The organism is Thermostichus sp. OS-CIW-30 (genome assembly GCF_054060215.1).
In genome coordinates this window covers 33,307-58,536 of record NZ_JBSSCZ010000018.1, presented here as the reverse complement: position 1 = coordinate 58,536, position 25,230 = coordinate 33,307, and the positions used below count along the sequence as shown (strand labels likewise).

At 57.4% G+C, this 25,230-nt stretch carries 24 protein-coding genes and 1 tRNA gene; 11 read left to right on the top strand and 14 right to left on the bottom strand.

Annotated features, from left to right (window positions below):
* Positions 1-38 precede the first annotated feature (38 nt).
* Positions 39-1,031, top strand: coding sequence for a tyrosine-type recombinase/integrase (locus tag ACVWZF_RS09100; protein ID WP_011433008.1), 993 nt, complete (start codon positions 39-41; stop codon positions 1,029-1,031).
* 164 nt (positions 1,032-1,195) lie between these two features.
* Here ACVWZF_RS09100 and ACVWZF_RS09095 read toward each other — a convergent pair whose 3' ends face one another.
* The 4 genes from ACVWZF_RS09095 to ACVWZF_RS09080 all read right to left on the bottom strand — a co-directional run bounded on the left by ACVWZF_RS09095 (position 1,196) and on the right by ACVWZF_RS09080 (position 3,767).
* Positions 1,196-2,221 carry a hypothetical protein gene (locus tag ACVWZF_RS09095; protein ID WP_011433009.1) on the bottom strand — a complete coding sequence of 342 codons (1,026 nt, stop codon included), beginning with the start codon at positions 2,219-2,221 and terminating at the stop codon, positions 1,196-1,198.
* Positions 2,212-2,814 (bottom strand): J domain-containing protein, encoded by a 603-nt coding sequence (locus ACVWZF_RS09090; protein ID WP_083757641.1) that lies wholly within the window; start codon positions 2,812-2,814, stop codon positions 2,212-2,214. Before ACVWZF_RS09090 ends, ACVWZF_RS09095 begins: the two co-directional genes overlap by 10 nt.
* A gap of 91 nt (positions 2,815-2,905) precedes the next feature.
* A complete protein-coding gene (locus ACVWZF_RS09085) occupies positions 2,906-3,148 on the bottom strand; it encodes an ATP-binding cassette domain-containing protein (protein WP_011433012.1) in 243 nt (80 codons plus the stop codon).
* Between the two features lie 193 nt (positions 3,149-3,341).
* A complete protein-coding gene (locus ACVWZF_RS09080; protein WP_011433014.1) occupies positions 3,342-3,767 on the bottom strand; it encodes a hypothetical protein in 426 nt (141 codons plus the stop codon).
* A gap of 130 nt (positions 3,768-3,897) precedes the next feature.
* Between ACVWZF_RS09080 and ACVWZF_RS09075 the strand changes: the two genes are divergently transcribed.
* Complete coding sequence (locus ACVWZF_RS09075) at positions 3,898-4,533, top strand: exopolysaccharide biosynthesis protein (RefSeq protein WP_011433016.1); 636 nt, start codon at positions 3,898-3,900, stop codon at positions 4,531-4,533.
* Positions 4,534-4,550: 17 nt separating this feature from the next.
* On the opposite strand, the gene ACVWZF_RS09070 is transcribed toward ACVWZF_RS09075, so the two are convergent.
* Positions 4,551-5,690, bottom strand: a complete 1,140-nt coding sequence (locus ACVWZF_RS09070; protein ID WP_457396349.1) for an S-layer homology domain-containing protein — start codon at positions 5,688-5,690, stop codon at positions 4,551-4,553.
* 352 nt (positions 5,691-6,042) lie between these two features.
* Between ACVWZF_RS09070 and ACVWZF_RS09065 the strand changes: the two genes are divergently transcribed.
* Positions 6,043-7,260, top strand: a complete 1,218-nt coding sequence (locus tag ACVWZF_RS09065; RefSeq protein ID WP_457411300.1) for an RNA-guided endonuclease InsQ/TnpB family protein — start codon at positions 6,043-6,045, stop codon at positions 7,258-7,260.
* A 110-nt stretch (positions 7,261-7,370) separates the two neighbouring features.
* On the opposite strand, the gene sufD is transcribed toward ACVWZF_RS09065, so the two are convergent.
* From sufD to sufB, 4 genes are all read right to left on the bottom strand, one after another.
* Complete coding sequence (gene sufD, locus ACVWZF_RS09060) at positions 7,371-8,663, bottom strand: Fe-S cluster assembly protein SufD (RefSeq protein WP_457395767.1); 1,293 nt, start codon at positions 8,661-8,663, stop codon at positions 7,371-7,373.
* Positions 8,660-9,475, bottom strand: coding sequence for a Fe-S cluster assembly ATPase SufC (sufC, locus tag ACVWZF_RS09055; protein ID WP_457395769.1), 816 nt, complete (start codon positions 9,473-9,475; stop codon positions 8,660-8,662). The genes sufD and sufC overlap by 4 nt, the downstream gene beginning before the upstream one ends.
* A 97-nt stretch (positions 9,476-9,572) precedes the next feature.
* Positions 9,573-9,971 carry a large-conductance mechanosensitive channel protein MscL gene (mscL, locus tag ACVWZF_RS09050; RefSeq protein ID WP_414522537.1) on the bottom strand — a complete coding sequence of 133 codons (399 nt, stop codon included), beginning with the start codon at positions 9,969-9,971 and terminating at the stop codon, positions 9,573-9,575.
* A gap of 244 nt (positions 9,972-10,215) precedes the next feature.
* The gene (gene sufB, locus ACVWZF_RS09045; protein WP_414357846.1) at positions 10,216-11,652 is read right to left on the bottom strand and encodes a Fe-S cluster assembly protein SufB; all 1,437 of its coding nucleotides are present in this window, start codon (positions 11,650-11,652) and stop codon (positions 10,216-10,218) included.
* A gap of 179 nt (positions 11,653-11,831) precedes the next feature.
* Here sufB and sufR point away from each other — a divergent pair, with 179 nt between their 5' ends.
* The 6 genes from sufR (at position 11,832) to ACVWZF_RS09015 (ending at position 19,086) form a co-directional block, all read left to right on the top strand.
* On the top strand, positions 11,832-12,548 hold the full coding sequence (gene sufR, locus ACVWZF_RS09040; protein ID WP_457395772.1) for an iron-sulfur cluster biosynthesis transcriptional regulator SufR: 717 nt from the start codon (positions 11,832-11,834) through the stop codon (positions 12,546-12,548).
* A 274-nt stretch (positions 12,549-12,822) separates the two neighbouring features.
* Positions 12,823-13,893, top strand: coding sequence for a 3-deoxy-7-phosphoheptulonate synthase (locus tag ACVWZF_RS09035; protein WP_457395774.1), 1,071 nt, complete (start codon positions 12,823-12,825; stop codon positions 13,891-13,893).
* A 141-nt stretch (positions 13,894-14,034) separates the two neighbouring features.
* Positions 14,035-14,481 (top strand): dihydroneopterin aldolase, encoded by a 447-nt coding sequence (gene folB, locus ACVWZF_RS09030; protein WP_414388443.1) that lies wholly within the window; start codon positions 14,035-14,037, stop codon positions 14,479-14,481.
* 30 nt (positions 14,482-14,511) lie between these two features.
* Positions 14,512-15,093, top strand: a complete 582-nt coding sequence (gene miaE / locus ACVWZF_RS09025) for a tRNA isopentenyl-2-thiomethyl-A-37 hydroxylase MiaE (RefSeq protein WP_457411296.1) — start codon at positions 14,512-14,514, stop codon at positions 15,091-15,093.
* A gap of 33 nt (positions 15,094-15,126) precedes the next feature.
* Entirely contained in the window at positions 15,127-16,476 is a 1,350-nt protein-coding gene (locus ACVWZF_RS09020; RefSeq protein ID WP_457411295.1) for a sensor histidine kinase, read from the top strand.
* A 309-nt stretch (positions 16,477-16,785) separates the two neighbouring features.
* Entirely contained in the window at positions 16,786-19,086 is a 2,301-nt protein-coding gene (locus ACVWZF_RS09015) for a DUF1796 family putative cysteine peptidase (RefSeq protein WP_457411293.1), read from the top strand.
* A gap of 121 nt (positions 19,087-19,207) precedes the next feature.
* Here the strand turns inward: ACVWZF_RS09015 and ACVWZF_RS09010 are convergent.
* Both ACVWZF_RS09010 and lnt read right to left on the bottom strand, forming a co-directional pair.
* Positions 19,208-19,280: transfer RNA gene (locus tag ACVWZF_RS09010), tRNA-Thr, on the bottom strand.
* Between the two features lie 66 nt (positions 19,281-19,346).
* Positions 19,347-20,957, bottom strand: coding sequence for an apolipoprotein N-acyltransferase (gene lnt, locus ACVWZF_RS09005; RefSeq protein WP_011433029.1), 1,611 nt, complete (start codon positions 20,955-20,957; stop codon positions 19,347-19,349).
* A 231-nt stretch (positions 20,958-21,188) separates the two neighbouring features.
* Between lnt and ACVWZF_RS09000 the strand changes: the two genes are divergently transcribed.
* Positions 21,189-21,725, top strand: a complete 537-nt coding sequence (locus ACVWZF_RS09000) for an HNH endonuclease (RefSeq protein ID WP_011433030.1) — start codon at positions 21,189-21,191, stop codon at positions 21,723-21,725.
* A 9-nt stretch (positions 21,726-21,734) separates the two neighbouring features.
* Here the strand turns inward: ACVWZF_RS09000 and ACVWZF_RS08995 are convergent, their stop codons facing one another.
* Together ACVWZF_RS08995 and cysC are read right to left on the bottom strand one after the other, a co-directional pair.
* Positions 21,735-22,670 (bottom strand): alpha/beta fold hydrolase, encoded by a 936-nt coding sequence (locus ACVWZF_RS08995; protein WP_011433031.1) that lies wholly within the window; start codon positions 22,668-22,670, stop codon positions 21,735-21,737.
* A 96-nt stretch (positions 22,671-22,766) separates the two neighbouring features.
* Positions 22,767-23,294 (bottom strand): adenylyl-sulfate kinase, encoded by a 528-nt coding sequence (gene cysC, locus ACVWZF_RS08990; RefSeq protein WP_414349709.1) that lies wholly within the window; start codon positions 23,292-23,294, stop codon positions 22,767-22,769.
* Positions 23,295-23,430: 136 nt separating this feature from the next.
* On the opposite strand from cysC, the gene ACVWZF_RS08985 reads away from it, so the two are divergent.
* On the top strand, positions 23,431-24,696 hold the full coding sequence (locus ACVWZF_RS08985) for an aspartate aminotransferase family protein (protein WP_011433033.1): 1,266 nt from the start codon (positions 23,431-23,433) through the stop codon (positions 24,694-24,696).
* On the opposite strand, the gene ACVWZF_RS08980 is transcribed toward ACVWZF_RS08985, so the two are convergent.
* Positions 24,693-25,115, bottom strand: coding sequence for a hypothetical protein (locus ACVWZF_RS08980; protein WP_457411291.1), 423 nt, complete (start codon positions 25,113-25,115; stop codon positions 24,693-24,695). The genes ACVWZF_RS08985 and ACVWZF_RS08980 overlap by 4 nt on opposite strands.
* Positions 25,116-25,230: the final 115 nt, after the last annotated feature.

Below are 25,230 nucleotides of genomic sequence, written 5' to 3'. Positions count from 1 at the left end.
ATAAAGTTAAGGGCTAGCAGAGGGATGGAGGTGGCAGGATGAGGGAGCCTCGATCGGGCTGGGCTCAGGAGACCCATCCCCAGAGTCAGCCGACTGGCCCTGTTCCCAGCCTCAGCCATCTGGCGGCGCAATTTTTGCAGGAGCGGCAGCGGGATCTGGCCCCGGCTAGCCGCCGCACCTATCGCATCGCTCTGGAGCAGTTTGCCAAAACTTGCCCCGTGCCGCTGCCCCAGGTGCAGCCTGCCCACGTCCAGTCCTTTTTGAACAGCTTGAAGGGCCGTCCGTTTCGCAACCGCTCCGGCCAGCGGATCCACCCGCCCGCCTCTCCGGCCACCTACAACCTGAAGCGGTTGGCCTTGCAGCAATTTTTTGAATGGGCCAGCCAACGGGGCTACCTTCAGGATCCCCTGCCCACTCAAGCCATTCGACCTGCCCGCCTACCCGCTCGTTTGCCTCGCGATCTAGATCGGTTGTTGTTGCAGCGGGTGTTGCAGCGGGCCCAAAACCATTCTCTGCGCTACGCGGCTTTGATTCGCCTGATGCTGGAGTGCGGGCTGCGGGCCCAGGAGCTGTTGGACTTAACCGTTCAAGATTTTCAAATCAGCCCTGAGGGATCCCTGTTGGAAGTGCGCTGTGGCAAGGGGAGCAAACCCCGCGCTGTGGCAGTAGGGGATCCCCTCTCCGAGCTGTTGCAGCAGTATCTGAGCCGAGAACGGGGCCCGTGCGCGCCGACGGATCCCTTGTTTGTTTCCCAATCTCGCTGCTTGGCCTACCGGGGGCGCCCCCTCACCTACGATGGCCTGCGGCATATTGTGCTCAAGCTAACCGAGCCTGAGCCGGGACATCAAACCCCCCACCAGTTTCGCCACAGTTTTGCCACCTTGTTGCTGGATCGCGGCGTTGCCCCCGAACACATTCAGCACTTGCTGGGCCACACAACTGCCGCCATGACGATGCGCTACACCCAGCGGGCCAACTTGAGAGCAGCCATCGCCCGTTCCCGCGAGATCTTAAATCAGGGCTTGGTTTAGGGATCCCTGGCTGTACTATGGCCTCTGTCGTTTCCAGTGAGACAGACGCGGATTGCTCGCAGAAAGAGGGATCCCCAAAAAGAGATCAAGGATCCTCAAGGACGGACAAACCTGACTAAGGTGGTTGGAATGACCTGAAAACAACCGATAACCAATGGGTTATTTCAAGTTACACGCTGGAGAGGAATGTAGAGCACATGCTCTCTCCCCTTGCCAATGGGCAACTGCGGCCCAAGACTGGCCTTCTGTTGTCCCAACCAGATGATCAGGTTTTTGTTCTCAGGATAGTATTCCAAAACATACTTGATGAAGTCATCAATTGTACATGGCTCGTTGAAACCTCCCATCCACTGATGAAAGTGGCTATGCACTTCGCTGGCTATAGTAATCAGGTTGGAAAGATTTGCTGCAATCTTTGGATAGTGCGCTTCAGAGTAGAGATGGTGAACCGTTAGGCTACTGGCTGTTTTTCGAGTAACTCTACAGAGATTTTTATCCCTTCTTCTTGCAAGCTCTTTTGCTCTTTCTATCTGCCTTTGTCTATCCTGGATTGTCTTGACGATTGCCTGAATCTGGGGTTCAATGCGTTCGCCAACATCTCGACACCAGTCTTTTCTGTGGTTTTGCTTGAGGACTTCTACCATAATCTTGGCAAGCTCATAGATGCCTCGCAAAGAGAGGTAGACAGTGTCGTCGTTGCCAAAGCGTGTGTAATGAACGTCTTTGATGAGTTTACTTTGTTTTGATGCAATCTCAAGCGCTTTCTTAAGGTAATCAGTTCGAGTTCCAAAGATCGTCACAACATCTTGAAGAGATAGCCAAAACTGATCTTGTCTTCTGACCAGAGAGGAGCTGTTTTCGAGGATCCTATGATCCACCAGAGCCTTCTGCCTCTTGCGATACTCTTCCTTGAACCAATTCCTAATGCTTGTGCTAATGCTTGTGTCTGTAGAGTACTTACGACCTTGCTCTGACCTAGACCTTAAAAAGGATAAAATGGCGTAAGCACCAGACTGCGTGTATTCTCTCAGCCCCGAACTTTTGTTGATAACGCGATAGTCTTTACCTTCCACCAGTTCCCACTCATCATCAGGGATACTGTCAAAGTAGGCTTCAATCTCCCTGAGTTCCTCAAGGCTGATACCCAAAAATTCGGCGAGCTTGTTTGAAGAAACATAGACTATAGCCATTGCTCAAATTTCTCCGTAAGGCTTTTGTAGAAGAGAGTCAATCGCTGGAAAATTTTGTCATCCCCGGTTGGAGAATCGGGATGGTAGATCTTGCTCAGGCGATAAAAGGCAGCTTTGATGTCCTCATTGGTAGCTCGATCGGGGTCAAGTCCAAAAACCCGCCATGGCAAGTCGTACTTGAAGATGTTGATCCCGTTGATGCAGCCATACCCCTCTTCCCCCTCTTCGTTGGGAAGGATCCCGATGTGCTGACGATAAATGCGCTCCAAATCGTCTATGTTGGATAAGCTCAGCTTGCCCATGCCGCTGGTTGCCAGTTTGAAGCTGGCTGACTTTCTCAGCTCGGCTGCGTTTTTAACGCCAAAGTGGTTGTAAATCGCTTTCTGCAGCTCTTTGACAGACAACCGAGGCGGTGGCTGTAGCTGCCTGACCACAAACCGCGCAAAATTCTCCAGGAGTTCCTTAGAGATGCCGTAGGTATCGGAAAGGCGCTGGATTTCTGCAGCAATCGCCCCTTGCGGATCGGGCTTGGTCTCTTCTCTTGAGGTTGCCCTAGTTGTTTTTGGTTTTGTGCTGGCGGCTTTTTTGGGCATGGCTTCCCCTCAAGTCAGTGATGCCAAGTGTAGATCCGCACAAAACTTATAGGCTGTCTGTGAATTTATTTGCACAATGATGCAGACAATCTTAGGTCAGTGTAACAATGTTGCCGGTACCTGTAAAGCCTTTGCACCACATAAGCTTCGCCATACCGATGCCCAGTTGGATGGCTTGGTGTGGGGAGCAGATCCGCACTGGGCGGCCCCGCAGGCGAATCTCGCCAGCATCCGGCTGGTAGAGGCCCGCCAGCATGTTCATCAGGGTGGTTTTCCCGGCGCCATTCTCCCCCCGGAGAGCGTAAATCTCCCCGGCCCGTAGTTCAAAGTCCACGCTAGAGCGCCCCCAGCTTGCCTGTTCGGTTGAGTTCCCCCGCCAGGATCCCTACCAGACAGGCTCTCTCATAAAAAGGCTGATCATAAATGGAAGGCTCTCTGAAGAAAGAGGTACACAGGTTGAGTACCACCTTTCCTTGGCAGTGAACGTATTTCCGGCTACTTTTCAGCGCCAACTTGGGGCCGCCCCTTCAGCTTTTGGGGATCAGTCGCTTCGGACAGGCAGCACGGATATGGGATTCGCTCAGGTCGGGCATGAGAGCCAAGGCCCGCTGAGCATCAATTTGCGCTTCGCACACTGCCTCCAGTACCTGCTCAGCCATCAGGGAAAGGGGCATATCGGCAGTTTGTTCGGGATCGGTATCCAGGGAAATTTGTCGGACTCCCACAGGGGGGGGTGGCAACACCGGCGGAGCTGCCTGCGGGGATAGGGTAGTGGAAGTGCCCACCTCCAACTGCGCTTCTGCCAGGGCCACACCGCGCCCCACCATCAACAGGGATCCCAGCAGCAGGAGCCATCCCAGCCCACGCCCCCCTTTGCGGAACTGAGTCGGAGCCTTCTGCTGTCGCTCAAGGCTGCTGATGTTTACGGCCCTCTTGAACCTGTCACCGAGCATGTCACCTCTCCGAAACCACCCCTTTGCTCAAGATATCCAACACAACTTGAATTTGCAGTAGGCTATCGTTGGCCCTCCAGGTAGTGCCCACCCGTTGCCAAACTTTGCCCGCTCCAGCCCTGCCCCCTCTATGGCCCGTCTGTCTCAAGAGCTAGCCCGGTTTTCCCGCCTTCCCGAGAGCCCAGAGCAACCCGAACCCTCCCCGGAAGGGTTGATCCGCATCGAAGACATTCTAAAACTGGCGGGCGAGCGCAGTTTTGGCTTGTTTTTGGCGGTGCTCTCTTTCCCTTCTGCTTTGCCTCTGCCGGCTCCCGGCTATTCCACTCCCTTTGGCGTGGTCATCCTGTTGCTGGCCGCACAAATGCTGGCAGGGCGAACCACTCCTTGGCTGCCGAAATGGGTGTTGCAGACCTCTATTGAACGGAAGCATTTTCAAAAGTGGGTGCAGGCTGGGATCCCATGGTTGCAGCGCATTGAAAAAATTGCCCGCCCCCGTTGGAAGCAGCTTTGCACGACACGGCTCGGCCAAGTCTGGCTGGGCACCTGGATCGGCTTGATGGGGATTTCCATGATCATCCCCGTTCCAGGCACCAACACCCTGCCGGCGATGGGGGTTTTCGTCACCGCTTTTGGCCTCCTGGAAGAAGACGGGATCCTGTGCAGCTTGGGATCCCTGATCTGTGTAGCAGGAGGACTGCTGACCACTTCCATTTTGATCGGCCTGTGGTTGGGGGGAACAACCCTTTTGGATTGGCTGGGGAGATAGCTATGCCAGCACCGCTTTTATCGGGATGCTGGGGTCAGCGCCAGATCCTGAGTGAGGCGCAGCTCGATCACCTGATTGGGATCCAGCACCACCACCTGTGGTGCCGTTACATTGCCAATTACCGCTCCGGCCACCCCTGCCCCCAGCACTTCCTCTGTGGCAATGGCATTGTCTCCGGTTACCAAGCCGAGAATAGCGCCTGCTGCTGCACCGATGGCCGCATCCTGAATGATTTTGCCTGTGGTGGTGTAGCGGGGATCCTTGACATCGTGGATGATGTCTGACTGGGCAGCCAAGGGGAACAGTTGGTTGTTGACAATGATGCTTTCCGCCACAAAACGGGTGCCCCCTGGGGCCGGCTCAAAGCGGCCATCCACCCGTGAGCCAAAAGGCACCAGAATATCCCCCTGGGCGTTGCGAATCGGGTTGCGGACGATCAAAGACATGGGCCGGGTTTCGTTGGGGGCAATGAAGAGGCGCTCGTTGAAGGGGGTGGTGGTTTGCATCAAGGTGCCCGCCGCTAGGGTGGAAAGGCGCAGGTCAAAGCCTGGCTGGGAACCGGAGAGGGATCCCCCTGGGTTTTGCGCCACCAAGGATCCCCGGCTGAGCATGGCCTGGTGGGTGAAGGCTGCCACCTCGGCACGGGTGGCGGGGCGGTTGGGTTCCAAGAGCATCGGGTCTGGATAATTGACAATCAACCCGGCGCGGTTGGCCGCCGCAATTTGTGCCAGGGCCCAATTGGGGATGGCTGCCGCATCTCGATAGCGGCTGAAGAGATCACTGGGCTGAGCGGCTGGGATCGCTCCCGTGTTGCCAATGGCGTTGGTCAAAACCACCAGCGCTTCGGTGCGGGTAACGGGCTGTTCAGGACGGAAGGTGCCATCAGGAAAGCCTGCGACTAAGTTGTTGGCTGCTGCCGTCGAGATGGCGCTGGCTGCCCAGTGGGTGGGGGGCACATCCCGAAAGCCGATGAAAGTACCGGAGGTATTGCGGAGGCGGAAAGCGGTATTGACAATGGTGGCAAACTGAGCGCGGGTCACCGGCTCATTGGGGCGGAAGGTACCATCGGGGAAGCCGTTCAACACTCCTTGAGCGGAGAGGGTCTCAATGTAGGCTTGGGCCCAGTGGCCAAAGGTGTCGCGAAAAGGGGTGGCCATGGCCACCTGGCAGTGGATGCCCAAGACAGCTCCCGATAGGAGTATGCCTGCTGCACGTGGAGTTAAAAGAGAGGGAAACATCGTTCGTTCACCGAGTTGTCGTAGCGCCCATCGCTGGGTCAATGGCTACTTTTATTCTGGCTATTTCCTCAGTGATGACAATGGCTAAAACCCTTGCTCTGAGGCAATTTGAGCGTTTCTAACCCAAGATTTGCAGCAAAACGCAACTGCAGAGGATTGATAAGGAAGCTCCTAAATCTCTGTCGCGTCAGCTAGAAATCGCAGGAGCCCCGCACTGTACCCGTAGGGTCACTGCCGGGAGGAATGCGCTTTGATGAAGTACAATGAACTTATGAGCCAAGTCCTGACCGTCTCCTGTAAGCTCAAGGCGTCCCAGTCGCAAGCCGCCAAATTGGACGCGACGATGGATGTCTTTGTGCAGGCATTGAACTGGGTCAACCAGAACACGCCGGAGAAGATCGTCAACGCGGTTAAACTGCAATCCCTTTGCTACTACGAGATTCGAGCTCGGTTCGGCTTGTCCAGTAACTTGGCTCAACAGGTGTGCAGACGGGTGGCGGGCGCTCGCAAAGTGGCGAGACAGCGCAACCGTCCGGTTAAAGAGTTCAAGCGTAGGTTCGTTACCTACGATGCACGTATCTTCTCATTTCGCGAGAAAGACTGGACGGTGTCGCTGACCACGGTGGAGGGGCGAGAGCGCTTTGAACTAGCCATTGGTAACTACCAGCGTGGGATGCTGGCTGGTTCTAACCCCAAATCGGCCACCCTAGTCCAGCGGAAGGACGGCTCCTACTACATCCAGATTTGCGTAGAGAAAAACCCGCCCAAGCAACAAGATACCGACAGGGTGATCGGGGTGGACTTGGGCAGGACGGATATCGCCCATACGTCAGAGGGGGACAATTGGAATGGGCAGCAGTTGAACCGAGTCCGCGACCACTACTCCAAGCTGAGGGCGGCACTCCAACGCAAAGCCAGTAAGGGCACACGCAGTTCGCGGCGCAGATGCAGAGAACTGTTGCAACGGCTGTCTGGCAAGGAGAGACGCTTTCAGTCGCGTCAGCGTTGCGTAGCAAAAACGTGGGTCAATCATCGCATCTCCAAAGTTATTGTCTCCAGGGCAAAAGCTACCAACAGCGCTATCGCCCTGGAAGACCTGACAGGGATCCGAGAAAGGGTCAATCAACAGCCACGCAGCAAAGCCGAACGGCGCAGGGCCAACGGTTGGGCGTTTTATCAACTCCGTCATTTTCTGGAGTACAAGGCTCTGCGTGCAGGGGTTGCCTTGATTCTGGTACCGCCTGCCTACACGTCGCAGACCTGCCACCGGTGTTTGCACATCCATCCCGACCCTGCGCAATCCTACCGCAGTGGAAAGAAGTTTAAGTGTAGGCACTGTGGATGGGAAGGAGATGCGGATTTGAATGGTGCGAATGTGATTGCGCTTTTGGGGGCTGTCGTAAACCAGCCTAGAGGTCCGGGCTTGTTTTGTTCTCTGGCAGAGCAGAGCAGGCTCAGGGCTACTGAAAGCCCGCTCCGTACCGCTTAGCGGTCGGAGTCGGGTAGTTTACTGCTGCCTATCCATTACGCCCCAGCCTGGCCACTCTTGAGGGTCATGGGGGAGCAACAACTTATTATTGTTATTGGAATTGATTGGATTCACGGGATCCCAGCCAACTGGCGGGCCACCAGGGCGGGAAGTTGAGCCAACGGGATCCCTTCCAGAACTTCTGCCGCAAAAGCGCAGGTGAGGAGTTGCCTGGCCTCAGCTTGGGGAATACCCCGGCTTTGCAGATAGAAGATCTCTTCTGCCTCCAGTTGGCTGACGGTGGCCCCGTGGGCACACTTGACGTTGTCGGCAAAGATCTCCAGTTGCGGCTGGGTGTTGACCCGCGCTTTGGGGCCTAGGAGCAGGTTGCGGTTGGTCTGGGCGGCGTCCGTCAGTTGGGCCTCTCGGCTCACCAGAATCCGTCCGCTGAAGACCGCATGGGCCGTCTCGTCCACAATGCACTTGTGCAATTGGCGGCTGCTGCCGTGGGGGGCCTGATGCACCAGGCGGGAGTGGGTGTCGCTGTGCTGGGATCCCTTCAGCAGCGTTAGCCCCTGCAGTTGGGTGTGGGCCTGGGCTCCGGCTTGGGTGATCTCCAGGTTGTGGCGAGAAAACTGGGATCCCCACTGAATCGCCTGGAGGCGGTAGTGGCTGTCGCAGCTTTGGCGCACGGCGGTCTGGTTGATGTGAAAAGCCTGAGACCCCTGCCTTTGCAAAATCACATGGTGCAAACGAGATCCCTCTGCCAGGGCGATCTCCGTAACCGCGTTGCCAAAGGGGATCCCGGATCCCAGGGATACATGATCTTCGATCAGCGTGAGGGAGCTGTGGGCTTGCAAAGACAGCAGGCAGCGGGGCTGGGCCAAAACGGCCTCTCCCTCAGGAGCCACCGTTATGAACAGCAGGTGCAGCGGTGACGGAACTTCCTGGCCGGGCTGTAGGCCAATCTGGATCCCATCTCCCAGATGAGCGGTGTTGAGGGCCGTAAACACATCCGTCTTGGCCAGGGTTTGCAGCAACTCCCCTGGGGCTTGGGCTAAAGGGATCACCTGCAAAGCGGTGGGCAGGCCGCTCAAATCAGAAAGCTGGGGGGCAAAGTAGCCGTTGACGAACACGGCGCGGCTATAGCTGGCTTCCGGCCAAAGCCAGGGCTCTAGGGTTGCCGCATCCAGAGCCGGATCCGCCGCGACAGCCAGGCGAAACTCGTGGGCCAGCAGCGGCGAGAGATCGCTGTATTTCCAATCTTCTTCCCGTGGGGTCGGGATCCCCAGTTCGGCCAGTTGGGCGCGGGCCTGCTGCCTAAGGGTGGTGTAGGGATCCTGCCTTTCCGGGATTTGGCCGAGGATGTGCTCCAGGAATAGGCGGCTCTCTGGGGCAAAAGGTTTGGGCAAGGTGGCGCTCATCCCTCTTCCTCCCGCCGGGATGTTGCGGCTGCTGATTCTTGGCCCAACTGAGTTTTGATCCAGTCGTAGCCCCGTTCCTCCAGCTCCAGCGCCAAGGTCTTGTCCCCACTGATGACGATACGACCCCCCTCCATCACGTGCACGTAGTCGGGGGTAACATAGTCCAGCAAGCGTTGGTAGTGGGTGATCAAGAGCATGGCATTCTCAGGGCCGGCCAGTCGGTTGATGCCGTGGGCCACAATGCGCAGCGCGTCGATATCCAGGCCGGAATCCGTCTCGTCCAAAATGGCCAGCGTGGGCTCCAACACCGCCATTTGCAGGATCTCGTTGCGCTTTTTCTCACCGCCGGAAAAGCCCTCGTTCACAGAGCGCTCCAAAAAAGCGGGATCCATTTTGACAATATCCAACTTTTCCCGTACCAGGTCGTCAAAATCCAGAGCATCCAGTTCCGGCTGATCCCGATATTTCTGGCGAGCGTTGTAGGCGGCGCGCAGGAAATCCAAGTTGCTCACCCCTGGGATTTCAATGGGGTATTGAAATGCCAAAAAGATCCCTGCCCAAGCCCTCTCTTCTGGCTCCATCTCCAAGAGATTTTTTCCCAGGTAGAGGATCTCGCCCCCCGTCACCCTGTAGTCAGGGTGGCCGGCTAAGATCTTGGAAAAAGTGCTTTTTCCAGAGCCATTGGGGCCCATGATGGCGTGGATTTCTCCGGCGCGAATTTCCAGGCTCAACCCCTTGAGAATGGGGGTGCCGTCGATCTCGGCGCTGAGATCTCGAACGGATAAGATGACAGGGCTGTTTTCGCAAATCATAGCTAGACTCTAGAGTTGCCACTGAAGGGCAGGGATTGGAAGGTTAGGGGATCCCTAAACCAGGTTTGGATTTTGGGCCTAAGGATCCCCTATAGCTCTATTGGGAGCGGCGATTGAGGATGTCCCGAATTTCTGCCAGCAAGACCACTTCTGATGGGGGCGATATAGAAGGAGATTCTTCCTCCTTTCGCTGTAGAGTGTTGATCGCTCTCAATAGTAAGAAGAGAGCAAAAGCGATAATCACAAAATCAAACACAGCTTGCAGAAAGCTGCCGTAGTTAATCGTAACTGGGTCTTCAGGACTTCCACCGATTTTCCAGACCAAGTTCTGGAAGCTCACTCCACCAATCATCAAGCCTAAAACTGGAGTAAACAGATCTGCTACAAAAGAAGTCACAATCTTCCCAAAAGCACCTCCAATAACAACGCCAACAGCCAAATCTAAGGCATTGCCCCGGCTGATGAACTTTTTGAACTCCTCCAGAAATGCCCTCATGGGGAACTTCTCCTGCCTAGCCTTACGGTTCAAAACTCCTTGATTATCCCCTCTCCCCCCCTGCATCCATGCGCTGTTTGCAACGTCGCCAAGCCCTTGGGCCGCCTCTGGCTTCAGGGGATCACAGCCCTCTGCCTTGGGAGTTACCTAACCCCTTACCCTTCTCCTGAAAATGGCAGCGCCTGCTCCCACAGCGTGTCAGCGGCCTCGCCCACTTGCTCAGCTTCGCATTGGGAGCAATCCCCTAGCCGACAGATCCCTCTAACTTCAGGCTCAGCAATCGATCGGCTTCTACGGCAAACTCCATCGGCAATTGGTTGAACACTTCTCGGCAGAAGCCGCTGATGATCATGGACACGGCATCTTCCATGCCGATCCCGCGCGACTGGAAATAGAACAATTGCTCCTCTCCAATCTTGGAGGTGGAAGCTTCGTGCTCCACTTTGGCGGTGTTGTTTTGCACCTCGATATAGGGGAAGGTGTTGGCGCTGCACTGATCCCCGATCAACATGGAATCGCACTGGGAAAAATTGCGGGCCCCTTCTGCTTTCGGCCCGATTTTGACCAGGCCGCGGTAGCTGTTTTTGGAGTGCCCCGCCGAGATGCCCTTGGAAATGATTTTGCTGCGGGTGTTGCGGCCCACGTGAATCATCTTGGTGCCGGTATCGGCCTGCTGGTAGTGGTTGGTGAGGGCAACCGAGTAAAATTCGCCCACCGAGTTTTCCCCCACCAGCACACAGCTGGGGTACTTCCAGGTGATGGCCGAGCCGGTCTCCACTTGCGTCCAGGAGATCTTGGAGTTTGCCCCCTGACACAGGCCGCGCTTGGTTACAAAGTTGTAAATGCCCCCTTTGCCGTTTTCGTCGCCGGCATACCAGTTCTGTACCGTCGAGTACTTGATCTCGGCATTGTCTAGGGCAATCAGCTCCACCACCGCCGCATGCAGTTGGTTGGTGTCGAACATGGGGGCAGTACACCCTTCCAAGTAGCTGACGTAGGATCCCTCGTCGGCAATGATCAGGGTGCGCTCAAACTGGCCCGATTCGCCGTTGTTGATGCGGAAATAGGTGGAAAGCTCCATGGGACAGCGCACCCCTTTGGGCACATAGACAAAGGATCCATCACTGAACACTGCCGAGTTCAGCGCCGCGTAGTAGTTATCAGCAATGGGAACCACACTGCCCAAGTACTTGCGCACCAGCTCCGGATACTCCCGCAGTGCCTCTGACATGGAGCAGAAAATCACGCCTTCCTTGGCCAGCTTTTCCCGGAAGGTGGTGGCTACCGAAACGCTGTCGAAGATGGCATCCACCGCCACATTGGCCAGCCGCTTTTGCTCTGACAAGGGGATCCCCAATTTCTCGAAGGTCTCCAACAGCACCGGATCCACTTCGTCCAGGCTCTTTTTCTTGGGCTGCACCTTGGGGGCCGAGTAGTAGACAATGTTTTGGTAGTCAATGGGCGGGTAGCTGACGTTGGGCCAGGTGGGCTCGCTCATCTTCAGCCACTGGCGGTAGGCCCGCAGCCGGAACTCTAGCATAAAGTCCGGCTCCCCTTTCTTGGCCCAGATCTGCCGAATCACCTCTTCGTTCAAGCCTTTGCCAATCGACTCAGAGGGGATGTCGGTTACAAAGCCGTACTTGTAGGGCTGGTTGACCAGGGCGCGGACGCTCGTAGACATGGATGGCTCTCGAGTAGTGACAGGGTAGAAACGCGACTAAGACAGATGGCCAAATAAAACAACAGAGTTGTTGTTTAACTGATCCTCAGGTTACTTTAGCAATGATCCCGTTGTCAAAATAGCAGAGAGCTGTGCTGGCAGCGGCAGCCGATTAACCCAGTCTAACCAGGAGGGCGAGGGTGGACAGCGCGCGCAAGATCACCGGGCAGGTCGCTCAACCCGCTTCGAGTAAGCAGGCCATCTTGGTCTATCTGCGCAAGGCGGGGCAGGCCAACGCCCAAACGCTGGCAGAGCACCTGCGCATTTCTCCCCAGGCCATCCGCCGCCACCTCAAGGATCTGGAGGCAGAGGGGTTGATCAAACATATCGCTCAACCCAATGGTCTAGGGCGACCCCAGCATCTCTATCAGCTCAGCCCCTTGGGAGAAGAGCAATTTCCCGCCAGCTACGATGAGTTTGCCCTTGGTCTGCTCAACACCCTGGCCGAAACTCTGGGATCCGAACAGATGGGATCCCTTCTCCACCATCAGTGGCAGCGCAAAGCCCGGGAATATCAGGCCCAGCTGGGATCTGGATCCCTACGGGAGCGGCTGGAGCGTTTGGTGCAGTTGCGCCAGGCAGAGGGTTACATGGCGGAGTACTACCCCTATCCTGCCGACCTGACTGTGCCGCTGGCAGCAGAGGGATCCGAGCCTTACGTCGAGCAGTATGTGTTGGTCGAGCACAATTGCGCCATTGCCCAGATTGCCCACACGTTTCCTAGCGTCTGCGGCCACGAACTGGAGATGTTTGCTGCCGCCTTGCCCGATTGCCGAGTAGAGCGCATCACCTGGCAGGTGCAGGGAGAACACCCCTGCGGCTACTGGATTGCCAAGCCAGCGGCTCGGTCGACTTAAGACTTCCCCAGGAAACCGGATCCCTGAGATGGCAAACAGGGTTTTTTCGGGTATAGTTATCTCGTACAGGTTTTAAGTTTGTTCTCCGCATGGTCTGGCGCGCTTCCTTTTTTGGCTACTTTAGCTTTCCCTGGCAACGACCAGGGCAGAAGGGTGGCGCGTAAACAAAGACCTACAGTTTACCCGAGTCAGTCCTGAAGCCCTGAGCCCAGCGCCAGGGCTTTTTTGATGGCTCGAGACCCCATCTACCCACTTGCACGCTGAGGACAGTTCCATGCCCCCTCAAACCGACAATTGCAATATCCAAGAGGTGACTCCCTTGATTGCCCCTGCTGCTGTCAAGGCCAAGCTGCCCCTTACGGAAACGGCAGCCCAGGTGGTGCTCTCCACTCGGCAAGCCATCCGCGACATCATCCACGGACGGGATCTCCATCGCTTGGTGGTGATCGTCGGCCCCTGTTCCATCCACGATCCTGCAGCGGCTCTGGAGTATGCCCATCGCCTCAAGCGGGTGGCCGACCAAACTCGGGAGCACCTAGTGGTTGTCATGCGTACGTATTTTGAGAAACCCCGCACCACGGTGGGCTGGAAGGGCCTGATCAACGATCCCCACCTGGATGGCTCCTGCGACATTGCCACCGGCCTGCAACTGGCCCGTTCCATTCTCCTGCAGATCAACGAGCTGGGCCTGGCCTGTGCTACCGAGATGCTGGATCCGGTGACCCCTCAATACACGGCGGATCTGGTGAGCTGGGCGGCCATTGGCGCCAGAACCATCGAAAGCCAAACTCACCGGGAAATGGCCAGCGGCCTCTCCATGCCTGTGGGCTTCAAAAACGGCACCGACGGGCGGCTGGAAATTGCGCTCAATGCCATTCTCTCCGCCAGCCATCCCCACAGTTTCCTGGGCATCGGCCAAGATGGCATGACGGCTCTGGTGAAAACCACCGGCAACCCGGATCGGCACATCGTGTTGCGGGGGGGAGGGGGCAAGACCAACTACGGCCCGGAAGATGTGGCGCGGGCGGCACTGCTGATGAAGGATCAAGGGATCCCTCGCTCGGTGATGGTGGACTGCTCCCATGACAACTCCCACAAAAATTACCGCAACCAGGGATCCGTCTGTCGAGCAGTGCTACAGCAGTACCAGGCGGGGCAGCGGGCTCTGATGGGGCTGATGCTGGAGAGCAACCTCTACCCGGGCAAGCAAACCTGGCAGGAAGGGGCGCCGCTCCAGTACGGGGTTTCCATCACCGATGGCTGCATCGGCTGGGAAGAGACGGAAGATCTGTTGTGGGAGATGGCGGCGACCGTAGAGGGAAGAGCGTTGGCCCTCAGCCGCTGAGGGACGGGGATCCCGGAGTTTGTTAAAGAATCAAAAAGGAAATGGGGACAAGGGGCAGCCTGCTCCTAGGGTCGAGCCAAGGTTTCGTTGTTTCGTCAGGCCCTGTGGGATGGGGTCTCCAGGTCGAGCTTGGAGGATGTGATGGAGCTACAGATCCCCACCAGTGTCAGCAGCAACAGTCAGCAGCCCTATCCAGATCCCGATCGGATCCCTCGGCGACCCCCCGAGCAGTTGCGAGATCGGCTGATCGTCTCCGGCCTGCGCTACTACGGTTATACCGGTTTTGATGAGGCGGAACGGGCTTTGGGGCAATGGTTTGAAGTGGATTTCGAGCTGTGGGCGGATCTGCGCCCGGCTGCTCTCAGCGGCCAGTTGCGCGACACCCTCGACTACCGTTCTGCAGTGGCCGGGATTGCGGAATTGGTGAAAAGCAATCAGTTTGTGCTGATCGAGAGCTTGGCGGAGGCGATTGCCGAAATGGTGCTGCGGGAGACAGGGGCCAGCAAAGCTAAGATCCGATTGACCAAGTGTCATCCCCCGATCCCGGAGCTGACGGGGCGGGTTACTGTGGAGATTGTTCGTCCCTAGAACTTCTCTTAACCCTTTCCTACCGACCCTGTGCTTGCTCTAGAACTTGCTTCTCGTACCTCTGAGGACTGGATCGAACAGGCTACCCGGCACATCGATCTGGTCTTGCTAGACCACGCCAATTGTGAGAAAAAAGCAGCGGGCAACGCCCTCAGTCTGCTCTTTCGCTACCCGGCTAATGGGCGTTTGGTGGAAACCCTCTCGCCGCTGGCGCGGGAGGAGCTGCAGCATTTTGAGCGGGTGCATCGCCACCTGCAACGGCTGGGGATCCCCATCAAGCCCTTGTCGGCTGCTCCCTATGCCGCTCGCCTAAACCAACACCTGCGCCGCTCTGAGCCGGAACATCTGTTGGATGCCCTGCTGGTGGCTGCCATCATCGAGGCCCGCAGCCACGAACGCTTGGGCTTGCTCGGGATCCACGCGCCCGACCCAGAGCTGCGGCAGTTTTATCTCTGGCTGGCGGCTGCGGAGGAGCGCCATTGGCAGCTTTATTTGGATTTGGCGTTGGAGCAGTTTCCCGCCGATCAGGTGCAGGAGCGTCTCGATACTCTACTCCAGGTGGAGGCCGAGATCTTGTCTTCCCTTCACCCCGAACCCCGTGTTCACAGCTAGCCCCACTCCGTTTCCCCCCGCGGTGCAGCTCCCATGTTTCAAGCGACGCGGCAGTGGTTGGCCTTCTGGTATACAACGGTTACGGCAGTGTTGCTGCTGTTGTTTGCCGGCAGCTTCTATTGGTACGTGCAGTCAACCCTGATTGAACGGGTGGACGATACCCTTGGCCATGTGGTGGAAATTGTCGAGCGGTCTTTGGTGGTGGATGAGAGCCTCTTGGATCCGCAGCAAGCCCGCCGCAGCTTGGAGGCCAGCTTTCGGGATGATCCCAGCACCCTAGAGGACGATCACATCGACTTGGAGTGGTTCGGCCCTCAAGGAACGCTCATCTGGTCCACGGTGCCCGGCGGGATCCCTGCCCCCCTATTGACCGAGGGATCCCTGCACACTGCCCGTATCGCCCCTGGGTATTGGCTGCGTCAGTTCACCGAGCCGATCGTGGCCCATGGGAAGCTGCTGGGCTATCTGCGGGTCAGCCATCCTTGGTTTGAGGTGAGCAAGCCAACGCGACAGTTGATCCGGGATCTTTCCCTCTGGGTGGTGGCCGGTTTGACGGGTGTGGGGGCCATTGGCTGGATGCTCTCCGGCCTGGCCATGCAGCCCATCCGGCAGTCTTATCAGCAGCTCAAGCAATTTACCGCCGATGCCTCCCACGAGCTGCGCAGTCCCTTGGCCAGCATCCAAACCGCGGTACAGGTGGCTTTGGCGGATTCCCAATTGGATGCCGACACCCGGCAGCGCTGGCAGATGGTGGAGCGGCTGTGTTTGCGGCTGGGTCGCCTGGTGGATGACCTGCTGTTTCTGGCCCGCCACGACAGCGGTATGGTGCCTTTCCAACCCCGTTGCTGTGCGCTGGATGCTCTGCTGCTGCAGGTGGTGGAGGAGCTGCAGGGCTTGGCCAACCAAAAGCAGATCCGCTTGAAGCTGGAGATTGCTGCCCCTGAGAGCGGGAAGGAACCTTCTCCCGCCCAAGTGGATCCCTTCGGTTTTTGGGGAGATGAAGATCAATTGGCCCGCCTGTTCACCAACCTGATTGAAAACGCCCTTCTCCACACTCCCCCGCAAGGAGAGGTGCAGGTGAGGCTGGAACAACGGCTGCGCTCCGGATCCCCAGAGCTGGTGGTACGGGTACAAGATACCGGGCCAGGGATCCCCCCCCAGGCTCTGCCCCATGTGTTCGATCGCTTTTATCGAGCAGATCCGGCTCGCAGCGGGGATCCCGGTCGCCTCTCGGGGTCAGGTTTGGGGCTGGCGATCGTCAAAAGCATTGCCCAACAGCATCAAGGTCAGGTGCAGGTGGAGAGCGAGCTGGGCCAGGGATCCAGCTTTGAAGTTATTTTGCCCCAGCGGCAGTTGGAAACCTGTACCCCAGAGAGAGTCTAAAAGTGCTCTGGAAAACAGACAGCCCTCGGTCAATATGCTAGCTTTAAGCCAAGATTGACTGAGTCTTTATTCAGAACTGTATTAAGAACCGTATTGGCCCAGTTGAACTGGATTTTTGGGTACTAGAGATCTTTCCTTTCCAGATTTAAGAACTTCTCTTTTTCCCGGATAAAACAGCAGAGATGGGATCAGCTCCCAGGCTCTTGCCCTTCTCAGCCGGCTGCTGAGCTGTTGATTGGGTGATGAGTGAGTGCAGTCCGCCCGCACAGCCCCACAATTTCCCATTGAATCCTGTGCCAGGAAAACGTTATGTATCGCTTCCAGGTTCGTGCCATCACCCAGCCGGGCGAGCGAATTGCCTTGGTGGGATCCAGCGCAAAATTGGGCTCCTGGGATCCCTGCCATTGTATTTGGCTGCAGACGGATCCCGCTCATTATCCGCTGTGGTGGGTAGAGTTGCCGTTGAGCCCAGCAGACGGCGCGCCCGGCCCGTTGTTGCCCTATAGCGGGTGTTCAAAAGAAATCCCTCGAGTAGAGTACCGGTATCTGCGCGTGCAAGCCGGTGGCGAAGTGATTTGGGAATCCACCGCTGTCAATCGCTGGGTGCCACTTGAGCCAGAACCTTTACCGGCAGTTTTGATTGTCGAGGATGGGGAGTTTGGCCAGATCCCTGCCTATCCTTACGGCTATTTTGCCGATCCCATTCCTGAGGTCGAACCGGAAAATCCGCAAGGGCTAAAAGTCGTCATTTTGGGCAGCTCCGTTGCCCTGGGGTGCAGCGCCTGGCTGTTGCGAGGTTGGGCTTGGCTGTTGCAGAAAGCTCTACAAGAGCGCTATGGCCATCAAGTGCGAAATCTCTCCCAATTGGGGGCCAATGTCAGCCGAACTCTGTTGCGGTTTGAGCAGGCGGTGATCCCTGAACATCCCGATGTCGTTATTGTTGCTTTGTCTTTGGGAAATGAAGGCTTGGCATCGGCCTTGCCCCAGCATCGCCGCGCCCTGCAGAGACGGTTTGAAAACGGCCTGCAGCGGCTAATTCAGCGAATTCAAGACATTGGAGCCTTGCCAGTTCTGGGAGGGGTTTATCCCCATGCAAACTACGGCCCAGAACAGCATCTTCTTTTGCAAGAAACTCAGCAAAGAATGCTCAGCTGGGGATGCCCTGTGTTCAATTGGCTGCCTCATTTGGAAGATGGACAGAGCCGCTGGAAACCAGACCTTGCTTTTGACCCAGCTCACCCCAATTCCAAGGGTCATCAGGTCATGTTTGAGGCCATCGATCTCTCTCTTTTGGATCCCGGCCAAGTTAGTTCAGCTCGTAGAAAGCTTGCTCAACCCGTTGGAGAACGGGTCGTTTTTGCAGATGAGCATGGTTTTTGGGTGACTGCAGAAACAGGCAAAAACCAATTTCGCATCGTGAATATAACTCCCTACCCTTATACCATCACGCCCACTTGGCAACCTTTGCAAGCCGCTTTCCAAAAAGCAGGTCTACAGCCGGGTCTGTATATTGGCAAAAGCGATGAAAGGCTAGGGGATGCTACCTTATATTCCCTTTCCGTACAAGAAGATGGTTCGGTGCAAACCACCCTCTCCATTCCTGCGGATGCCGATCTTGTCTTCTCCCCAATAGCTCAGTTCTTTTCCTCGGAATCAGTAGAAACGATCTTCGAGGATGGATCGTTGATCCTTCTCAAGCTCAGTGGATCCTCAGAAGGCTCTTCTGATCCCATACCTCGCCTGTGCGTGATCAACCAGAGCAATCACGAGTACAACATCCACCCCATGTGGAAGGAAGTGCGGGCTGCTCTCAAAGCCATGCCAGCGGGTGTTTATGAAGATCCGAGCCACCGCGAAGCTCTCTTCCGAACCCTGATGATCGGGGAAGGCGGCCTCGAAAGCCGGGTAAAGGCTGCTCCCGAATCGGTCATGCTGCTGGAATACACCTGCAAATTATCCGATATTCATCGTGTTGCCATTGTGCCGTTAGGGGATCGCTGCGCGGTGCGAATGCTGCTCTACAAGTTGGAATATGACGGGCCTGCCTTTCCTTTTGATTTGACACGCACCAGCAATTTGGCTGATGTGGCCGATATGATCCACAACGAGTTTCAGGGCATGTGGGATCCGCAATATTTACACTACAGCCCTGAAGATCGGCGAATTTACCACAGCAAGTGGACGGGCCTCTCCTTTGGCCATGAAGTGGAAGAGGGGGAAGATCCACTTCAGAATATGCACCCCATCCATGAGCGAATGCGAACTCGCTACACTGCTCGCGCCAAGCGTTTTATGTATGTTTTGGAAAAAGCCGATAAAGTCTTGTTTGTGCGCACAGGGGGTTGCCGGCGAGAGGCCGTTGTTGACTTAATGGATAAGCTGGCGGCTAAGCGCAGGGGCAAGCCTTTTCTGCTGCTGATTGTTTCTCCTCAGTCTTCTGATGAGTTTGCCGGGATCCCCAATGTTATCCATTATGAGATGGAGTTAAATCCCGACCGCATGTGTGCAGATCCTGAGCATTGGAAGTACTGCACAGGGGTAATGAGAGATATTCTCCATTCTTTGGGGGTCTCTACCCGAAATCTTTTCTGGTGCCCTCCACAACTGTAGCCGTTCCAAGGTTTCACTGCAATTCGAAAGAATGATCGCTGCTGCCCAAACGCTCCGCGCCGCTTCCGCGACCACCCCCAACTCTTCTCCCAAAGGGACTCTGAGGTGTTCAACTCCAGAAAGCTGATGATCGGACTCGAACCGACGACCTGCTCATTACGAGTGAGCTGCTCTACCAACTGAGCTACATCAGCAGGGCTTTGAAGTGAGGACTGGATAGGAGAATCCGCAGACCCACCGGTGGGCCTATCGATTCTAACTCATCCTTGCCTTGCTCGGGATCCCCAGCGCCATAGCCCCAAAGATAGCCCCAACGTCAGCCACGCCAGCCAATCCCCCGCGCGATTGTAGAAAGTTGTCTCAGAACGCCGCTTCACTTCTCCCGTAATCACCCCCCGCTGAAAGATGGGGCCAACCTGCTGGAGCCGACCTGAGGGATCCACCACCAGATTGCCGCCTGTGTTATTGACAAACACCACGCCCCGCCGATTTTCCACAGCCCGGAAAACCGAGAGCTGGCCATGCAACATCGGCCAGTGGCTATTACCAAACCAGCTATCATCCGAAATCACGATCAAAGACTCGGCGCCGCGACGGGTTAAAGTTCGGCTGGGCGCAGGCAAGACGCTCTCCAAGCAGATCATCACCCCCAAAGGCCCGAAAAGCTCCCCTCCGTCCAGAGGCCGATAGCCATCGGGTGAAGGCACGTAGCGCCCCGACTCGAAATAGGGAAAGATCCACTGCTTGCCAAACCCATCCAGCAAGTTGCCCCGGGCGTCAAACAACAGGGCCGTGTTAAAAAATCGCTGCTCTGGCTCCGGCAAATGGGCTGTGCGGGGATCCGGCTCTGTTGCCCCCGTAATCAAAGCGCCTTCCGGCGGCAGAATCGCTTGCATTGGCTCGATCACGTAGGGTTCCAGGCCAGTATTCAGCAGCCGTGCCCGCAGCGCCCCCTCCGGCCAAACCACCAACTGTGCCCCAGCAGCCACCCCCTGGGCAGAAAGCTGATGCAGCTCCCGGTAGCGCTCCAGGCGGTAGTTCCAACTGCGATCGGCTTCCAGCCAAGCCACCTGCTGCACCGCCGCCACCCGAAAGTCAGGATCCCTGTTTTCGACGGCCAAGGCATCGAAGTAGGCCAGGCGTGCGCTTCCATAGGCCAAGACCAGCCCCGTCAACCCCAGGCCGCAGGCGAGCGTACCCCAGAAATCCCTGTTCCTGAGCATCTCACCCAAAACGTTTCTCAGGGATCCCCCAGCCGCCTGCCACCGGCTAGAAATCTGCCTGGCCATCTGCCAAAGAACCCCATTGACGAACACGGCAAAAAAGGTAACCCCCCAGATCCCCGTAACATCGGCTACTTGGATCCCGAGGGGCCAGTCGAACAACAGGGATCCCCAGTGGAAAGGGATGGGCCACCAGAGCAAGCCCAACAGCCCATCCAAGCCTGTCCAGACCGTGGCCAAGCCCAGCGGACGTGCCCAAGCCGGCAGGGGGCGGCTCAGCTCCAAACTGAGGAGCGTAGCGGTGGTGAAAAAGAGGGGGATCAGGGGAGCCACCACCACGCCCCCTAGGATCTCCCAGGCGCTCAACACCTCAACCGAGAAGGGATCCACCCAGAAGGCATACAGGCAAACCCAAAACCAGAGGCCATAGGCCAAACGCCACCGCGCCCACCCTTGCCGTTGCTCGCACAGGCCAAACAGCAGGGCTAGGCCCAGCAGCGCTCCCGGAAACCAGTGCAGCCAGCGGTTGGGGGATCCCAGACAGAGCAGCAGGATGGCTAGACCCATCAGCCAGCGGGATCCCTCGCCTGGATTTCTCTTTTGGGGCAGATCCTGCTGTTGAGTTGAAGATTTCAGTTCCGGCTTCATCACCTCAATAAAGTTCAGCCTATTCGGGAAACCCCACGTAATGCCCTAGGATTGAACACGCCCTTGCCAACAGCTCTTCTCCAGAGTAGCGTTTTGCAGCAGCCGGGAATATCTCCTGGAGCACAGAACTCCTACTGCTTGAATCTAAAGCTGTGTTAACATTTTGCATAACTTCAGGGGGCTGGCGCCTTCCGGCTTAGGTTGGGGATCCCGTCAGCGGTGCGCGGCACTATGGGCAAGGTTTTGGTTTTGAATGCCTCCTACGAGCCGCTCAACATCACCAGTTGGCGCAGGGCAGTCGTTCTTTTGCTTAAGGGCAAGGCCGAGCAAATCGAGCACAATGGCCGAGTGGTGTACGGCAACATTCCCTTGCCCACTGTCATTCGTCTGCGCCACTATGTCCACGTTCCCCACAAGGAGATCCCACTTACGCGCCGCAACGTCCTCTACCGGGATGGGCATCGTTGTCAGTACTGCGGCTGCTTCGGCGAAGATCTCACCCTGGATCACGTGATCCCTCGGTCTCGTGGCGGCGGGGATACATGGGAAAATGTGGTCAGTGCCTGTGTGCGTTGCAACGTGAAAAAAGGGAACCGCACCCCCCGCGAAGCCGGTATGCCCCTGCTGCGCCAACCCCGCCGTCCCCACAGCACTCTTTACTTTGAAATCTCCAAAGCCGTCGGCAGTGGTTCCCATCGAGAATGGTCTAAGTACACCATCGGCCTAGAAGGGGATCCCCAGGAGGAATTGTTGGATAGCCCAAGCTAGACGGGCCGCCTAGGGATGGACTTCCGATACAGGGGCAGCTTTGGAAATGGGGGGAGAAGTGGTGGCTGGGATCCCGGTCTCGATCCACCGGTGAATCAGGGCATTGACCTCTTCGGGGCGCTCATCGTGGGGGCAGTGGCCAGCCTCCAGGAAGTATTCCACTGCTTGAGGGTAGTGGGCCCGGTACAGCTTAGAGCGTTCCCGAGCCCGCATCCAGGGATCCCGTTCTCCCCAGATCAACAACAGCGGGCGCACCAAGCTGCACAGCAGCTCATCTACATACCGTCCCTTCTGCCCACCTCGCATCAAGGCCACAAACACATCGGCAGCCCCCGGATCCTGGGTGGGGCGATGGATGGCCTCGACCAGCTGATCGGTCACGGCTGCCGGGTCGTAGTAAACCTGCTTCAGCTTGGCTCGGATCACGTGCGGCTGCCGCAAATACTGAAACAGCAGGTAAGACACCAGGCGCTGGCGCAGGCCCCAGCCCACCAATCCGCCTATCCATTGCCGCCATCCGGTCGGGGATCCTTTGAGCGTGGAAAACCCACCTGCCCCATTCAAAAGCACCACGCCCCGCACCCACTCCGGCCACTCCGCCGCAAAACTGAGCACCACATAGCCGCCCAGGGAGTTGCCGATCCCTACCACAGGCCGACGGATTACCTGTTGGCAAAAGTCCCGCAGCTGATCCCGCCAGATTTCGGCGCGGTAGTCCCAGTTGGGCTTGGCGGAGCGACCGAAACCCAGCAAATCGATAGCGTACACCTGGTAGTGTTGAGCCAATTCGGGAATGTTCTTGCGCCAGTGGTCGGTGGAGGCTCCAAAGCCGTGCACCAGAAGCAGAGGCTGCCCCTGCTCACCCTGTTTGACGTAATGAACTGACTGCCCCCGCCAGATCCACTGCGCCGAAATGGGAGTGGCCGATGCCGATGTCGAAGCCATAGGAGTTGCTTGTAAGCCTTTCTTAATTCTAGGTTCTTTGCAGCTACTCCAGGGGGAAGCCCACCCTCTACGGGCAACGTAAGAGCAGGGGGCCTGTTAGACATAACCTCTGCTTTTTAGGCTTTGTATCACCAGGTCAATACATTCGGAGATGCTTTGCTCGGCAGTTTTGCACACCACCTCCGGCTGTTCCGGCGGCTCGTAGGGATCGTCAATACCGGTAAAGTGCTGGATTAAGCCTGCCCGCGCCTTTCGATAGAGGCCCTTCACATCCCGGCGTTCGCACACCTCCAGGGGGGCATCCACAAAGACTTCGATAAAGCTGCCAATATACTGCCGTACCTCCTGCCGCACCGCCCGATAAGGGGAAATGGCCGACACCAGCACAATCACCCCGTGCCGAGTCAGCATCTCCGCCACAAAGCCGATGCGGCGAATGTTCTCCTCCCGATCCACTTTGCTGAAGCCCAGACCCTTGGTGAGATGTTGCCGCACCAGGTCCCCATCGAGCACTTCCACCGGCAGCCCCCAAGCGCGCAACTGCTGGGCCACGCCGCAGCTCAGGGTGGTTTTGCCCGCCCCGCTCAATCCCGTAAACCAGACCGTTACCCCCCGCCGCGACATCGGTTCGTAGGGATCCCTGAATCTTGGGCCCTGCCAGAATATCATCTCCAAAAGCAGGGTGGTACACTCGAAACACGGCTTGCGCCAGCCCCAAAGCGCTCCGCGCCGCCAACACGACAACAATCCTTCACCGGCCATGTCCCCCCTGACTTCGCCTCTTGCCAGTGCCCCCTCGGGATCCCCGACAACTGCCGAGCTGTTTGCCGAGCATGTGATGGCCACCTATGGGCGCTATCCCCTGACCTTGGTGCGCGGGCAGGGGTGTCGGGTTTGGGATGAGCAGGGGCGCGAGTACCTGGACTTTGTGGCCGGCATTGCCACCTGTACCCTGGGGCATGCCCACCCGCTGTGGATTCAGGCGCTCACCGAGCAGGCACAACAGTTGCACCATGTTTCCAACCTTTACTACAACCAGCCGCAGGCACAACTGGCTCAATGGCTGACCCAGCACTCCTGTGCCGACAAGGTGTTTTTCTGCAACTCAGGGGCGGAAGCCAATGAGGGAGCCATTAAGCTGGCTCGCAAGTATGCCCACACGGTGCGCGGGATCCAAGATCCGATGATCCTCACCGCCCATGCCAGCTTCCATGGCCGCACCCTGGCCACCATTACCGCCACCGGCCAGCCCAAATACCAAAAAGACTTTGCCCCTCTGGTGCCCGGCTTTGATTACGTTCCCTACAACGACATCGAGGGCACAGCAGCGGTGTTGGAGCGCTGGGGCGAGCGGGTGTGTGCCGTGCTGTTGGAGCCGTTGCAGGGGGAAGGGGGGGTTGTGCCGGGGGATCCCGCCTATTTTCAATGGTTGCGCCGGATCTGCAGCGAGCGGGGCATTCTGCTGATTTTGGATGAGGTGCAGGTGGGCATGGGCCGTACTGGCATGCTGTGGGGCCACTGTAACCTGGGGGTGGAGCCGGATGTGTTCACCTTGGCCAAGGGCCTGGCCGGTGGGATCCCCATCGGGGCCTTGTTGGCGAAAGACTTTTGCGCCGTGTTTCAGCCGGGGGATCACGCCAGCACCTTTGGGGGCAACCCCTTGGCTTGTGCGGTGGGCCTGGCGGTTTGCCGCACGCTAATGTCGGAGAGTTTGGTTTGGAATGCCCAGCAGACAGGGGTGTATCTGCGTCAGGGGCTGTCCCGCTTGGCGGAGCAGTTTCCGCAGCTCGTTGAGCAAGTGCGGGGCTGGGGCCTGATTCAGGGCTTGGTGGTGCGCATCCCGGCGGCTGAAGTGGTCAAGGCAGCCATGGACTGCGGGCTGTTGTTGGTGCCGGCAGGATCCCAGGTGGTGCGCTTTGTGCCCCCCTTGATCGTCACCCCGGCAGAAATTGACGCGGCTCTAGCGATGTTGGCATCGGCTTTGCAAAGGTTGGCCGCCTCCCTTGGCCATTCCGGGGCAGCCTAGCCTCGCCAGACTTGCCGCAGAAATGCCTGCAACTGCTGTCGGGCAGGGAGCTCGTGGGGAGCGGGATCCCTTGCCTGTTCCAGAAGGGGCAATACCTCCTCCGCATAGGCCGGAACAAAGCCGGCAGCAGGCCAGAGCAAATCCGAGGTGGCCCGCAGGTTGAAGACTTGGGATCCCTGCCTGAGCAGGAGAGGCCGCACCCAGAGCAGCGGCGGGGTGTCAGAGCCTGCCTCAAGACTGTGGCGAGAAACCTGAATCAGCTCCACATAGAGGGTGGCCTGCAACCCTGGCAGGGCGAGAATGGGACGGGGTGAGGGGGTAGCGCTGCCCACTTCCGCCGAGGCGGGCAAAGGGCGCCCCAGCAGACGCAGGCCCTCAACAGAGTCACACTGGGCGGGCAAACAAGGCAACAGGGTCATGCAATCGTTGACCGGAAACTGTACAGACTGTACTTATCCTAATCGATGGCTTTCTTACGTTTCTTTGGCAGGCGGGTTGGCCGGGGATCCCGTCTTTGCGGGCATTTCGTAAACC

Bases quoted from the DNA above. Each gene is read 5' to 3' on its own strand.
- sufD (WP_457395767.1), bottom strand. From the start codon at position 8,663: ATGAGCGCCACCTTGCCCAAACCTTTTGCCCCAGAGAGCCGCCTATTC.
- ACVWZF_RS09000 (WP_011433030.1), top strand. From the start codon at position 21,189: ATGGGCAAGGTTTTGGTTTTGAATGCCTCCTACGAGCCGCTCAACATC.
- lnt (WP_011433029.1), bottom strand. From the start codon at position 20,957: ATGAAGCCGGAACTGAAATCTTCAACTCAACAGCAGGATCTGCCCCAA.
- ACVWZF_RS08995 (WP_011433031.1), bottom strand. From the start codon at position 22,670: ATGGCTTCGACATCGGCATCGGCCACTCCCATTTCGGCGCAGTGGATC.
- ACVWZF_RS09020 (WP_457411295.1), top strand. From the start codon at position 15,127: ATGTTTCAAGCGACGCGGCAGTGGTTGGCCTTCTGGTATACAACGGTT.
- folB (WP_414388443.1), top strand. From the start codon at position 14,035: ATGGAGCTACAGATCCCCACCAGTGTCAGCAGCAACAGTCAGCAGCCC.
- sufB (WP_414357846.1), bottom strand. From the start codon at position 11,652: ATGTCTACGAGCGTCCGCGCCCTGGTCAACCAGCCCTACAAGTACGGC.
- ACVWZF_RS09080 (WP_011433014.1), bottom strand. From the start codon at position 3,767: ATGCTCGGTGACAGGTTCAAGAGGGCCGTAAACATCAGCAGCCTTGAG.
- ACVWZF_RS09095 (WP_011433009.1), bottom strand. From the start codon at position 2,221: ATGGCTATAGTCTATGTTTCTTCAAACAAGCTCGCCGAATTTTTGGGT.
- ACVWZF_RS09075 (WP_011433016.1), top strand. From the start codon at position 3,898: ATGGCCCGTCTGTCTCAAGAGCTAGCCCGGTTTTCCCGCCTTCCCGAG.
- ACVWZF_RS09015 (WP_457411293.1), top strand. From the start codon at position 16,786: ATGTATCGCTTCCAGGTTCGTGCCATCACCCAGCCGGGCGAGCGAATT.
- ACVWZF_RS09065 (WP_457411300.1), top strand. From the start codon at position 6,043: ATGAGCCAAGTCCTGACCGTCTCCTGTAAGCTCAAGGCGTCCCAGTCG.
- ACVWZF_RS08980 (WP_457411291.1), bottom strand. From the start codon at position 25,115: ATGACCCTGTTGCCTTGTTTGCCCGCCCAGTGTGACTCTGTTGAGGGC.
- ACVWZF_RS09035 (WP_457395774.1), top strand. From the start codon at position 12,823: ATGCCCCCTCAAACCGACAATTGCAATATCCAAGAGGTGACTCCCTTG.
- ACVWZF_RS09090 (WP_083757641.1), bottom strand. From the start codon at position 2,814: ATGCCCAAAAAAGCCGCCAGCACAAAACCAAAAACAACTAGGGCAACC.
- ACVWZF_RS09100 (WP_011433008.1), top strand. From the start codon at position 39: ATGAGGGAGCCTCGATCGGGCTGGGCTCAGGAGACCCATCCCCAGAGT.
- cysC (WP_414349709.1), bottom strand. From the start codon at position 23,294: ATGTCGCGGCGGGGGGTAACGGTCTGGTTTACGGGATTGAGCGGGGCG.
- mscL (WP_414522537.1), bottom strand. From the start codon at position 9,971: ATGAGGGCATTTCTGGAGGAGTTCAAAAAGTTCATCAGCCGGGGCAAT.
- ACVWZF_RS09070 (WP_457396349.1), bottom strand. From the start codon at position 5,690: ATGGCCACCCCTTTTCGCGACACCTTTGGCCACTGGGCCCAAGCCTAC.
- ACVWZF_RS08985 (WP_011433033.1), top strand. From the start codon at position 23,431: ATGTCCCCCCTGACTTCGCCTCTTGCCAGTGCCCCCTCGGGATCCCCG.
- sufC (WP_457395769.1), bottom strand. From the start codon at position 9,475: ATGATTTGCGAAAACAGCCCTGTCATCTTATCCGTTCGAGATCTCAGC.